Annotated in this window: 9 protein-coding genes; all 9 read right to left on the bottom strand. The window is 50.5% G+C overall.

The window, feature by feature from the left end:
• Nucleotides 1–52 precede the first annotated feature (52 nt).
• On the bottom strand, nt 53–1,723 hold the full coding sequence (locus ADU23_RS12350) for an extracellular solute-binding protein (protein WP_053374014.1): 1,671 nt from the start codon (nt 1,721–1,723) through the stop codon (nt 53–55).
• 116 nt (nt 1,724–1,839) lie between these two features.
• A complete protein-coding gene (locus ADU23_RS12345; RefSeq protein WP_053374013.1) occupies nt 1,840–2,760 on the bottom strand; it encodes a carbohydrate ABC transporter permease in 921 nt (306 codons plus the stop codon).
• A 15-nt stretch (nt 2,761–2,775) separates the two neighbouring features.
• The gene (locus ADU23_RS12340) at nt 2,776–3,729 is read right to left on the bottom strand and encodes an ABC transporter permease (RefSeq protein ID WP_082311072.1); all 954 of its coding nucleotides are present in this window, start codon (nt 3,727–3,729) and stop codon (nt 2,776–2,778) included.
• A 241-nt stretch (nt 3,730–3,970) separates the two neighbouring features.
• On the bottom strand, nt 3,971–5,626 hold the full coding sequence (locus tag ADU23_RS12335) for an extracellular solute-binding protein (RefSeq protein ID WP_053374012.1): 1,656 nt from the start codon (nt 5,624–5,626) through the stop codon (nt 3,971–3,973).
• Between the two features lie 38 nt (nt 5,627–5,664).
• Entirely contained in the window at nt 5,665–7,965 is a 2,301-nt protein-coding gene (locus tag ADU23_RS12330; protein ID WP_053377601.1) for a helix-turn-helix domain-containing protein, read from the bottom strand.
• 157 nt (nt 7,966–8,122) lie between these two features.
• Complete coding sequence (locus ADU23_RS12325; RefSeq protein WP_053374011.1) at nt 8,123–10,450, bottom strand: glycoside hydrolase family 95 protein; 2,328 nt, start codon at nt 10,448–10,450, stop codon at nt 8,123–8,125.
• Nucleotides 10,451–10,469: 19 nt separating this feature from the next.
• Entirely contained in the window at nt 10,470–11,387 is a 918-nt protein-coding gene (locus tag ADU23_RS12320) for a fumarylacetoacetate hydrolase family protein (protein ID WP_053374010.1), read from the bottom strand.
• Between the two features lie 29 nt (nt 11,388–11,416).
• Nucleotides 11,417–12,190, bottom strand: coding sequence for an SDR family NAD(P)-dependent oxidoreductase (locus ADU23_RS12315; protein WP_053374009.1), 774 nt, complete (start codon nt 12,188–12,190; stop codon nt 11,417–11,419).
• Nucleotides 12,191–12,212: 22 nt separating this feature from the next.
• Nucleotides 12,213–13,310, bottom strand: coding sequence for a mandelate racemase/muconate lactonizing enzyme family protein (locus ADU23_RS12310; protein ID WP_053374008.1), 1,098 nt, complete (start codon nt 13,308–13,310; stop codon nt 12,213–12,215).
• Nucleotides 13,311–13,315: the final 5 nt, after the last annotated feature.

Below are 13,315 nucleotides of genomic sequence, written 5' to 3'. Positions count from 1 at the left end.
AATAGGATCAGGCTTTTATTTCGCAATAAAGAACCTGATCCTGTGGAATTTTTTATGATTTAAACGATGCGTCGTACGCTTTTTGCAAAATTTCCAGGTAACGATCGATTTTCAGATCCTTAAGCCCCTTCACATAAGCGTCCCAATCCTTCTCTAGACTTTTATTGCCTGTTACGAATTGAAGCGCGCTTTGCTCGATATACGACTTGATGTTCGTTTGCAAAATGCTCGCTTCGTCGACTTCCGCCGAATCGATCCAAATCGACCAAAGCGGGAACAGTTCCTTCGGCTCGTGGCCTTGGTACAGAAGCGTCGCTTGGTACAATCTACGCTCGTAGTTCGCAGAATCATAAATATCCGTACCTTGAACCCAGCTGTCCCGGTATTCCCTTGGCATGTAGAAGTGAGCGGTACCGCTCCAGCCCGCGTTGCGAGGCGCTTCGCCTTCAACGGCAGGAATCGTTGCAACCTTCGGCGTTACGCCTTCTCCTAGCGCAACTTCGCCTTCCTTCGGCTTTCTCCAGTCGATGCCTTCCATACCGGAAGCGCCGTTCGTTTGTCCTTCTTCTGTGAACATGTAATCCACCAATTTAATAAGGGCAATTTGTTGTTCTTCTGACGCTTTGTTCGTAATTGCAAATTTTGCTCCCGGTGCCACGCCGCCGCCGTCATGAGTCGCGAATGAACCATGCGGTCCCGTAAGCGGAGGCACTGGATTATAAGAAGCCGAGTTTTTGTTGCCTACATCGATGTTTACGAAAATTGCAGGGTGCATCCCGGCGCCCGCGCCCAAAATTTGAGCGTCGCCGTTTTCGCCGATTTTTTTGAACGCTTCCGCGTTTTGCGCGAATGCGCCTGGATCGATCAAGCCTTCGTCATACAAGGATTTGATATACGTTAAGCCTTCTTTCCATTCCGGCTTAAGCGCTGCCGATTCTACCTTCCCATTTGTCAGGTTCAAGTAGTTACGGTCGTCGTCATAGACGAAGCCGTTCATGAGGAATGGAATGACGCGTACGCCAAAATCCTCCTTCGATCCGCTGAGCGGCACTTCATCGGCAATTCCGTTGCCGTTTGGATCTTTTGTTTTGAACGCTGTCAGGACAGCTTTGAACTCTTCAGGCGTTTTTGGCATTTCGAGCTGCAATTTTGTAAGCCAATCCGTATTGATCCACATTTTGTTCGGGTACGAACAGTGGAAGCACTGGCTGTATGCGACAAGCCCGTAAATATTGCCGTCCGGCGCCGTGTTAAACGCTTTCAAATCGGCGTTGCTTTCCATCGCCGCTTTAATGTTAGGCGCATACTTCTCGATTAGGTCATTCAGAGGCAGCAGCACCCCTTGTTTGCCGTACTTCACGACATCCGCTTGCGTGAATTGGTCGATATAGCCTGGAAGCATGTAAGCATCAGGGTAATCGCCGCTAGCGAGTGAAATTTGGCGTTTTTCCTGCGCTCCATCGGGTGGAGTCGTTTCGAATTTAAGCTTGATGTTGAACTTGTCTTCTACAAATTTAGTAAATTTATTCGTTGCCAAATCAATATTCGTTTCCTGTACGGCAAATATGGAAATCTCAACCGGTGCGGTTGCTCCCGTCTCTTCCGATTGTGCAGTCGGTGCGTTTGAGGCCGTATTGGCAGGCCCGTTATTGCTTGAGCATGCAGCAAGCGTCATGCTGGCCATTAGGATCGTTGCCAACAAACTTACAAGTCTCTTTTTCAATTGTTATCGCTCCCTTTTCAATTTATGAAGTGTTTGCCTTTGTCTTCTTGTGCCTGCTTGCTACATGCCCACCACCTCCTTAAGTTACGAAGCTGCCGTACACGTGCTTTACATGACTACCCTTTTACGGAACCGACCAGCATCCCCTGCACGAAATACCGCTGTACGAACGGGTAAATGATGAGAACCGGCAAAGTCGCTACCACGATGAGCGAATATTTGAGCAGCTCGGACAGCTGCTGTCTCTCCACTTGCTTCAGCGCATCCGTTACGCTGGCGCTGTTGTTCATAATGATGATGCTTCTCAAAACGAGCTGCAGCGGGAACAAGTTCGCGGATTTGAGATAGATCAAAGCATCGAAGTATGCGTTCCACTGGCCTACGCCATACATCAGAAAGAGTACGGCAAGGATGGGCTTCGATAATGGAATAACGACGCTTCGCATGAACCGGATATCGCTGCAGCCGTCAATTTCACTCGCTTCAAACAGCTCATCCGGAATGGAAGACTGGAAGAAGGAGCGCGCAATGATGACCTGCCATACCCAAACGGCATTCGGAATGAGCAGCGCCCACCGTGTATCGATCATGCCAAACTCTCTCACGACCATGTACGTCGGAATCAAGCCGCCGCTAAAGAGCATCGTGAACGTAATGAGCATCATAATGACGCTGCGGCCAAAAAATGATTTGCGCGACATCGGGTACGCGATCATGACCGTAAGCCCAACGCTGATCAGCGTTCCTACCGATGTATAGAATAGTGAATTGCCGTAGCCCTGCATAATTTGCGGCGTAGAGAACAAGACCTTAAAGCCCTTAAAAGAAATGTCGACGGGCCACAGCCAGACGCGGCCGGACGTTACGGCAGCCGGGCTGCTGATGGAGCTGCTGACAATATAAATGAGCGGATAAATGACCGCGATCAGAACAATCGCCAGTACGGTATACACGATAAACATAAAAACTTTATCGCCTGTCGAATCCTTAATCGTTTGTCTGATTGGTGCCTGCGATGCTATTTTTGCCGATGCCATAGGCGCACTCCCCTTTTACCAAATGCTCGATTTCGTAAATCGTTTTGCCAAGCCGTTAACGGTAAACAATAACGCAAGATTAATGACTGAATTAAATAAGCCGACTGCCGTTGCGAAGCTGTAGTTGGCGTTTAAAAGTCCAATCCTATACACGTAAGTAGCAATAATTTCGGAATTGACGAGGTTGAGCGGATTTTGCAGCAGGTAAATTTTCTCGAAGCCAATCGCCATCACGCTGCCCACATTCAAGATGAGAATAATGGTGATCGTCGGCAAAATGCCCGGCAAATCAACATGGATGATTTTTTGAAAGCGCGAAGCGCCATCCACCTTTGCAGCCTCATAAAGAGTAGGATCGATGCCCGCCAGCGCCGCCAAATATATGACCGCGGAGTAACCTGCCGTCTGCCAAATATCCGACCAAACATAGATGGAGCGGAACATGCTGGCTTCCCCAAGAAAATTGATCGAGTCGAGTCCAAAATAATTTAAAGCCACGTTTGCAAAGCCGAGCCTTGGCGCGAGAAACAACATAATGATCGATACCATGACGACCGTCGATATAAAATACGGCGCGAACGTCACCAGCTGGACAAGCCGTTTGAAGCGGCCGTTACGTATTTCATTAAGCATCAACGCAAGTATGATCGGAATAGGAAAACCCGCGAGCAATAAATAACCGCTGACGTAAATCGTGTTCTTGACCAGCGACCAGAACATCGGATTCTCAAAGAAGAGCCTAAAGTTTTTGAGCCCGACCCATTCGCTTCCCCAAATGCCCTTGATGACGTTGTAATCTTTAAAAGCGAGCACCGCGTTCAGCATCGGATAGTATTTAAAGATAAGAAAAAACAACACGGGCGGTATGACGATAAGGTAAAGCTGCCAATGCTTCTTGAAGCTTCTGCTCGCTTCATCCGCAAGACTCCGCTTGCCCTTTTGCTTTAACAATTTGTTATTCAGTACCATTTCTTTTTCCAGAACAATCCCCCCTAGGTAGCTAGCTGCCGATGTATGATAGCGCTTTCTATACGCTGATCATAGTAGAAATCCACCATCCCCAAACAGGTACATTTGCGTCGTTTTACGTACAAAAACCCGTATTTCCGGGGGGCAAATGGCCGTACGGACGTACATTTCCGCTAGCGGCTGCCGTACAACGCCAAAAAATCCCGACTGCATCAGCAGCCGGGATTACATGCATCATTCGTTATGGTTTGGAGATCGAAAGATCATACGCTTTTTGCATCATTTGAACATAACGATTAACCTGCATATTCGCGAGCCCGTTTACGAAGCTGTCCCAATCTTTATCGAGGTCTAGGTCACCCGTAATAAATTGGAGCGTGCTTTGATCGATATAATGGACAAGATTGGATTGCAATATGCCTGCTTCATCAGCCTCGGCCGGATCGATCCAAATGGACCAGTCCATGAACAGCTCGGAGGGTGCATGGCCTTCATAGAGCAATGTCGCTTCAGAGAGCCTGCGCTCGTAGCCATCCTGCGAGTAGATGTCTGTGCTGGCCACCCAGCTGTCGCGGTATTCCTTCGGCATATAAAAATGCGCCATCCCGCTCCAGCCGGAATTTTTCGCCAGCGGCTTCTCGATCGGCGAGAGATTCGCGAACATCGGCTTGGTCCCCTCGCTCATCGCTTCTTCGCCCGCTTTTGCCTTCCTCCATCCCTTGCCTTCGAGCCCGGATTGCGCATTCGTTTGTCCCTCTGGCGTATACATGTAATCCACCATTTGGATTAACGCGATTTGCGCTTCCTTGCTCGCTTTATTCGTGATCACGAATTTTGCTCCCGGCGGTATTCCCCCGCCATCATATGTCGCATAGGAAGCATACGGTCCCGTGAGCGGCGGCAGCGGCGCGTAATCCTGCGTACGCTCGCTTACGAAAATAGCGGGATGCATCGCTGTAGCGGCACCGAGAATTTCCACATCCGCATTATCGCCCACCCGTTTGAGCGCTTCCGCATTTTGAATAAAGGCTCCCGGATCAATCAAGCCCTCGTCGTAAAGCGATTTAATAAAAGCGATGCCTTCCTTCCACTGCGGCTTATTCGCCACCGTATCCACCTTGCCGTCCTTCATAAACAAATAATTGCGGTCATCGTCATAAATAAACCCGTTCATAAGGTAAGGCACGATATGGACGCCAAAATCCTCCGTCGAGCCGCTAAGCGGTATCTCATCCGCCACACCATTGCCGTTGGGATCGTTATTTTTGAACGCCGCCAGCATTTGTTTGAACTCGGCAGTCGTTTTAGGCATTTCCAGCTTCAAGCGCTCCAGCCACTTCGTATTGACCCACATCTTGTTCGGGTATGAGCAGTGGAAGCATTCGCTATAAGCGACGAGACCATAAATATTGCCGTCAGGCGCCGTATTAAACGCCCTTAAGGAAGGGTCCTCTTCCATAGCCGCTTTAATATTCGGCGCGTATTGATCAATTAGATCGTTTAATGGGACAAAAACGCCTTGCTTCCCATATTTCAAAACGTCCGATTGCGAAAATTGATCCACATAGGCGGTTAAAATATAAGCCTCGGGATAGTCGCCGCTGGCAAGCGAGATTTGCCGTTTTTCCTTGGCGCCGTCCATCGAGATGATTTCCCAATTAAATTTGGCATTAAATTTTTGCTCCAGCAGCTTGGAAAAATCATTCGTTCTCAGATCGATACCCGTCTCCTGCTGGGCGAATACGCTGATCTCGACCGGCGCTGCCGAAGAACCCCCTGACCCGTCAAGCGTTGCTGATGGGTCCGTTTCATTCGGAGCATCGCTTTGTGTACATGCTGCAAGCAGCATACATACGGCTATTAAGGTCGCTAATAAACCCGCAAAGCTTTTTCTCAAGTCCAACCCTCTCCTTGTACGCCGCATCCGCCGATGGTTCATATTTGTATCGATTGCCTATAGGCGCTCGGCGCAATGCCCATTACTCGCTTGAAGGCTCTGCGGAAGGAATGCGAGCTATTGTACCCAACGCGAACCGCGATCTCATCAACCGTACATGCATTCGACCTTAGGAGCGCAGAGGCTTGCTCGATTCGAATCATCTCCAAGTAGTCGGACACGTTAATATCCGTTACTTCTTTGAACAGCTGCGAAATATATTTTTCGGGACGCTCCACCTTCTCGGCAATCCGGTATAACGTCAGCTCGGAATCGCCGTAGGCTTCGGAGATGAAATGTTTGATCTCTTCGACGGTTTGGAAATGGGCATGATTTTTTTTGCTGTTGATGACGCTGCATAAGGAATCGACAATTTCGATGATTTCATCCTGAATGACGCTTATTGCATTTGACGCTTGGATGCTGATCATTTGATTTTTCAGCGTATGCAGCAGCTCCGATTCCATAAACGCCTTCTGATCGAGCAATTTCAGCAGCGTCCCCTTCAGCTCGCCCACCAGCTGCTGCTTCATCTCGATAGATAGCTGCTGGTTTTCCGTGTTTTTCTCCATAACGGTTATAATCATGCGCTTCGCTTCATCCGGCTCGCCCGCGCGGATCGTACTAATCAAGCGCTGCTCGATATCCATCGGATAATAATACGTCGCTGTCTCCAGCCTGGAATCCGTAAACCAGATTATGCTCTTTTTGCTCTCATAATCGGTATACTCCATCATTTGCTTCGCTTGCTCGTAGGAATGGCTCACGTCGATCATCGCCGAGAAGGAGTCGCCAAAAGCCGCGTTGAACGAAATCTTGTAATCGCTGTACGCGATATCGGCCAGCTTGCCAAGCGCAGCCTGAATTCTCTCTCTTGACGCCTCGCTCCCCGCCTCTCCATCTTGCCCCGTGAAGATCATCACCACTTTGTCCGAACCAAGATCCGTCATATGGAGATGGCTGTCCAGCGTGGTTAAAGTCTGCTTTAGAATCAGCCTTGCCGCATAAAGCTCATTCAATATTTCGACGCTGTCCATGCCGGAATATCCGTTGATTTGCAGAACGCCTACGTAACCTTCGTTCGTATCAAGCTTGGTATCCGCCTGCGCTGCCGCCGCGATAATTTCATCCGTCGTCTGGAACTCTCCCGCGATGAGCCGCTTCAAGAAGCCGTCCCTTACGAGCGGAAGCTGCCGGTTCAATTCATTTTCGAGCTGCCGGTTGCTCGTAATGATATTAGAAATGTTACCCTGCAAAAAGTCATATTCGTTCCGTCCCGTTACGCCATCCTTGCCGAACTGCTCTTTCATTACGGTAAGCAGCCGATTGATGGGCGCGCTATTGCGGTAGGACAAGACAAGACCGACTAGAAGCCCGAGCAGCAGCGCCGCTCCGGTTACGAACCAAGTAATGTGCTTGATTTGATTCGCGTTTTGCATCAGCACCTGCTTCGGTATTCCTGCTCGGTAGATCCAGCCGTTCTTGTCGGAATGAATCGTAATGACGAGGTCGTCATTGTAAAACTGGCTGACCTTACTCTGATCAAGCTTGGCATCCAAGGACAGCTTCTTGGCGTCTTCCTCGCTTATGCCCCGCAAACCGATCGTATTCCCTTCCGCATCGCTAATATGAGCCCATCCGCCGTATCGATCCTCAAGCCCGGCGAGCAGATTCGAAATATTTTCCTCGTCGATAATAACGACAACCGTTGCCGGTGATGAGCCGTTAAAGCTATCCAGCGGAAGCGACTGCATATACGTAATGACCGAGGTCTGCTTGGCGTTACTTAGAAAGGAACTAAGCGGCTTGATTTCGCTGCGATGCGTTTGATCCAGCACCGACTTTTTCCATTCTTCAAGCGACAGATCCGCATAGCGGTAGTTCTCGTAATAATGCTCCGGCCTGAAATAGGCAGAGCCCTGCGTAAAAATAACGTCATAATTGCTTAAATAGATAAAATAGTTTTGCAAAAAATCGTTCGTCTGGCTAAAGGGCGTAACCTGCTTCAATAAGCTCCAAATGCCGTATACGTTTACGGCCTCGCCGTTTTTCTTTTCATTCATTAACTTGTTTAAATCCGGATTCAAGGCAAGCTGCCTCGTGAAGCCCTCGACCTCAACCATTCTCCGCTCCAATATTTCCTCGCTTCGCTCAAGCTGCGTGATACTATTTTCGATGGAGATCGACTGCGTCACTTCAATTGAGGTCCGATAGGAAACGAAGCCCGCTATGCTTGGAATGATCAAGATAATAAGATAAGAAATAAGAAACTTGCGAAATATGGTTGAGTACTTTGGCACAGCCAACCACCTCCCCCCTTCATAAAAGCGCTTACAAAACATGGGCAAAATTTAAGATTCTCTATTAAAAAAGCTCCGCTCATTCATAATAACCTAATGATACGAAAAGACAACTACTAATAAAACAAGTAGTTGTCTAATACGTTCATTTGGTTAGTTAGATGTGCGCAGCTTGCTGCTTAATGACTTGCAGCTCTTGGTCAAGCTTGTAGACTTGGCCGGGAACAAGCGCGATGGATACTGCCTGCTCGCCGAAGCGTATAATCGCATCCCCGGCGGAGAAGGCTCGAATCGTCGCTTCCGTCAGCTTGCCATTTTCCCACGCGACATCGACCTCGGCATTTCCTTTTGCCCGCAGTCCCCTATAAGAGCCCCTCGACCAAGCGGCGGGAAGCGCCGGAAGCAAATGAATCTCGCCGGCATGGCTTTGCAGCAGCAAATCCGCTACCGCAGCGGTTCCGCCATAATTGCCGTCGATGACGAAAATATTCGTCTCCGCTCCGGCAACGCCTGCTTTGGAATACGTCAGCAAATTATCGAAGCACAGCTCCCCGATTAGATGAATGATATGTCTCAGCGCACGATCGCCGTCAAACAATCTGGAGAAGCCGGTTGCGAACAATACCGCCGTAAATTCAATATCCTCAAGCTCATCGGTCTGCATTCTGCCAAGCAGCGTTTCCCTTGCGGCAGCACTAAGCTCCGGCGTTTTCCGCGGCGTAATTTGATTGCCCGGATATAAGGCGAAGAGATGGGCAAGGTGGCGATGCTCCGGCTGTGCCTCCTCGTAATCCTCCAGCCATTCCTGCAGCTGTCCCCGCTTCCCGATCTGGAGCGGCGGCAGCAGCGGTATCGCTTGCTTCAGCTTCGCTTGAAGCTCCTCATCGACTTGCAGCTGCTCGGCTGCTTCCAGGCAGAACGTGAACAAATCCCGCACCAGCACCTGATCCATCGTCGAGCCCATCGACAGCTGCTGCGCTCCCTCCTCGCGGTTGCTCGTATAGAAGCTGTTCTCGGGTGAGTTCGACGGTCCCGTCACGAGCCAGCCATTGTCCGGATGCACAGTCATATAGTCAAGGAAGAAAATCGCGGCTTCCTTCATAATCGGATAAGCTTGCTTCGTTAAAAACGCATGGTCCAATCCGTACTCATAATGCTCTTTCAGATGAGTGGCAATCCAAAGTCCGCCCGTAACGTTAAGCCCCCAGCCGGTTTCCCAGCCCGGCGCCGAGAAGCCCCATGCATTCGAGAACACATGCGCTACCCAGCCTTCGCTTCCGTAGAAATCCTGCGCCGCTTGCCTGCCCGCGATTGACAGCTGCTCAATGTAATTCATCAAGGGCACATGGCATTCTGCCAAGTTGCTAATTTCCGTCGGGTAGTAGTTCATTTCCGTATTGACGTCCAGATGGTAATCGCAGCTCCAAGCCATCCGGTTCGCTTCGCCGTCATTCCATATCCCCTGCAAATGCAGCGGCAGCGGCGAATCCGCGCGTGAACCGGCAATCGTCAAATAACGGCCATACTGGAAAAACAAAGCGATCAAATCGGCATCCTCGTGCCGACCCTTCGAAAACAGCTTCATTCTCTCGTCCGTCGGCAGCTTGCCGCTCTCCGTATCGCCTAAATCAATTGCCACCCGGGCATACAGCTCCCTATAGTCGGCAATATGATCTTCCTTGAGGCGCTCATACCCTTTCGTAATTGCCGCTGCGATCTCCTTATCGCATTCCAAGGTCCATTTGTCATCCTTTTTCCTGTAATCCGTATGGATGGCAAAATAAATGATCGCCTCATCCGCATCCGATACTACGATTTCGTTCTCCCTGCTTTGAACGGTGCCGCCTACGGCAACAACCTTAAGCATCCCCTCGCAAAATACGCCGCATTTCCCGTCGCTGTGCACGTCCTCGGTCGCTTGCCCATGGAAGGCGAGCGTATCCTCATCTGTAATCACCGTGGCAAAATCGCACGTGCGCCCTTGAACGCCCAGCGAGAAGGAAATCGCCCCGGCTTGCTCGCTCTTCATTCTTGATACAACGATGCCATCGGCATGTGTGGCGAACGTTTCACGAGTGATTTTGTGGCCGGAGTGCGTATAGGAAACCTGCACGGTTGCATTTTCCAAGCTCAGCTCGCGTATTAAATTCTCTCCTTGCTGCCCGAAGCGCAGCTTCACGTCGCACACCGACAGGTTTGTGCCGAAGTTCTGCTTCTTAGGCTGCAGCGCCTGCTTGGCAAGCCGGTCACCCTCGTTGTAGTCTCCTTTAAAAAAGGACTCTCTCATCCGCTCCAGATCCTCTTTCGCGCTGCCGCTGCCTGGAATACGCTCCGTTTTGCCTGACCAATACGTGATCTCCGTCATGCTCCATATTTCGTTATCGATACCGCCGTGTATGACGGCGCCTATTCTTCCGTTTCCGATTGGCAGCCCCTGCTTCCAGTCCGCTGCTGCCCCGTTATACCACAGCTTTGCATGATTCACTTTATACACCCATCCTTTACTATGATTTGGAATAAGCTTCGCTCACCATCCGATTGGTCAAGCTCCCAAGCTTCTCGATCTCAATCGTCACCACATCGCCGTCCTGCAAATAAACGCGCTTCTCCTCCGGATAACCAAGCACGACACCCTCCGGCGTTCCCGTCAAAATAATATCGCCCGGAACAAGCGTCATATGCTGCGAAATATAGCTAACGACCTCATCGCATGGAAAAATCATATCGGAAGTATTGGAGTGCTGGCGGATCTCTCCGTTCACGGTACATTTGATCTCCAAATGATTCGGATCAGCGATCTCGTCCGCCGTCACCAGATAAGGGCCAAGCGGACTGAAATCGTCGCAGCTCTTGCCGAGCAGCCATTGCTGCGTTCTCATCTGGAGATCACGCGCCGACAGGTCATTCACGTTGCAATAGCCGAACACATGCTGCAGCGCCTCATCCTTGCTTACGTATTTGGCCGTTTTGCCGATGACAATGACAAGCTCAGCCTCATAATCAACTTGGGAGGTTACGCGTTCAGGCAGCGCAATATCCATGTGATGTCCCGTAAGCGTGTTGTTGAATTTGTTAAATAGAATCGGATACTGCGGAATCGGCGCATTCGTTTCAATCGCATGCTGCCTATAGTTCAGGCCAACGCAGATGATTTTGTTCGGCCTCGTCACGCAGGGCCCGAATCGAACCTCCTCTTCATGGAGGAGCAAAGCTTCGGTATACTCAGCAGACCCTAGCAAACGCTCCGCATACGCAGTTATCGCGGCAACGCTCTTTTCCCCGCCTTCAATGACAGCCATGACGTCCGTAGGCACAGCCTCATCAGGCAGTTGCTCAAGCGCGGATTGGATATCGAGGATACGCTCATCCAGCTTTACTCCGAGTCTAAATTGTCCGTCTTGCTCTATCGTTACAAGCTTCATACTGTTAGGTCATCCTTTCGTATTGTGAATTAAGCATCCTTGCCGAATACGACTCCGCCATCGATATATAGAGGGGAACCCATCATAAAGGACGATTCATCGGAAGCTAGAAAAAGCACGCCGTTCGCCACATCCGCCGGCCTGCCCAGCTCTCCGCTGAGCTGTCTCGTCTTAATGGCTGCGATTGCCGCCTCAGGGTCTTCGTAGGAGTTCTTTAGGTATTGCTCAACAAAAGGCGTCATAATCGTTCCCGGCAAAACCGCATTTACGCGTATATTGTATTTGGCGTAATCGACCTGCATCGACTTGGTCAGCGCCAGCACGGCGCCTTTCGTAGCCGAGTAGGAGGCGCGGCGCGCGAGGCCGATCTCCGCGATGCAGGAGGACATGTTGATGATATTGCCGGACCTGCGCTCCATCATATACGGAAGCGCATGCTTCGAAGGGAGGAATACGCCGCGAAGATTAACCTGTACGACGCGGTCCCAAGCTTCCGGCTCGATCTCATGCAGCGCCCCGACTCCGCTAATGCCGGCGTTGTTAAATAAAATATCGATCTTGCCGTGGACTTTGATCGCTTCCTTAACCATCGATTGGACCGAGTCCGAGTCGGTTACGTCGGCGTGAAGGAACAAGGCGCTGCCGCCGCTCTCTTGAATCGTTTTTGCCGTTTCTTGACCTTTTGCCTCGTCAATATCGTTAACGATGACCGTCGCTCCCTCTTTTGCGAATAGCTCGGCTGTCGTTTTTCCAATGCCTGAACCGGCTCCCGTTAGGAGCGCGACCTTGCCCTGAAGTCTCATCGGCAAGCTCCTCTCTCGTCCGCTATCTAATGCGGAACTCATTAAAGTATTTCGGTATGATTTCGGTGGAAGCGCCCGGCATCTCCGGCAGCACGTAATGGCCGTTTTTTACAGTTGCAGGCTCGGTGAAGATCGTTCGAATCCAAGGGATATATTCCAGCATGATTGCCCCCGGCGTAGCAGCCACCAAATGCTGATGAATTTGGCCCATATCGCCGACATGAGGGCAGACAGGGATATCATAAGCTGCCGCGAGTCCCGCCACCTGCAGCCATTCCGTAATGCCCGCTACCCGCGTAACGTCGACCTGGCAGTACTCGATTGCTCCTTGATGAATGTAATCGCGGAACGCATATTTGGAATAGACATGCTCACCGAGCGCGATCGGCACGTTAAGCGCGTCCGCCAGCTTTTTGTGGCCAAGGATATCATCAGGGTTAAGCGGCTCCTCTAGCCAAAATAAATCAAACTCCTCCAGCTTTTTGCCCCAAGTCATCGCCGTATTGATATTCCATTGCTGATTGACGTCGACCATAAAAATCACTTGATCGCCAATCGCCTTGCGAACCGCCTTCACCCGGTCGTAATCCTCATGCGGATCTGACTTGCCGACCTTGATTTTCACGCCCGTAAAGCCTTGCTCGACGATGTCCGTCACATCCTTCAGCAAGCGCTCCTTCGACCAGTTCAACCAGCCGCCATTCGTGTTATAAGCTTTGATGCCTGTTGATTTATGTCCGCCTAAGTACTGCCATAGCGGTTTATTGGAAGCCTTCGCCATAATGTCCCAAAGCGCGATATCAACGGCGGCAAGCGCCATATGCGTGATGCCTGCCCTACCGATCCAGTGCATCTTGCCGTACCGCAGCGTATCCCAAATTTCCTTGACCATAAAAGGGTCCTTGCCGATCAGCTCGGGCGCATAATAACGGTCGATCGTATCGACGATCATATCGTCGCCATGCGCGCAGGTACCCGTGTAGCCGTATCCGACAAAACCTTCATCCGTAAAAATCCGAACGCCCGACAATCCCCAATGCGTCGCAACATTAATGGCATCCGTAATCGGCGGATCAATCGGCACATGCAGCACGAACGTTTCTACTTTTGTAATTTTCATCGTTA

The sequence above is a fragment of the Paenibacillus sp. FJAT-27812 genome, assembly GCF_001273905.1.
Taxonomy (GTDB): domain Bacteria; phylum Bacillota; class Bacilli; order Paenibacillales; family Paenibacillaceae; genus Pristimantibacillus.
The sequence above is the reverse complement of the archived record's forward strand: the minus strand, read 5'-3'. Positions and strand labels throughout refer to the sequence as shown.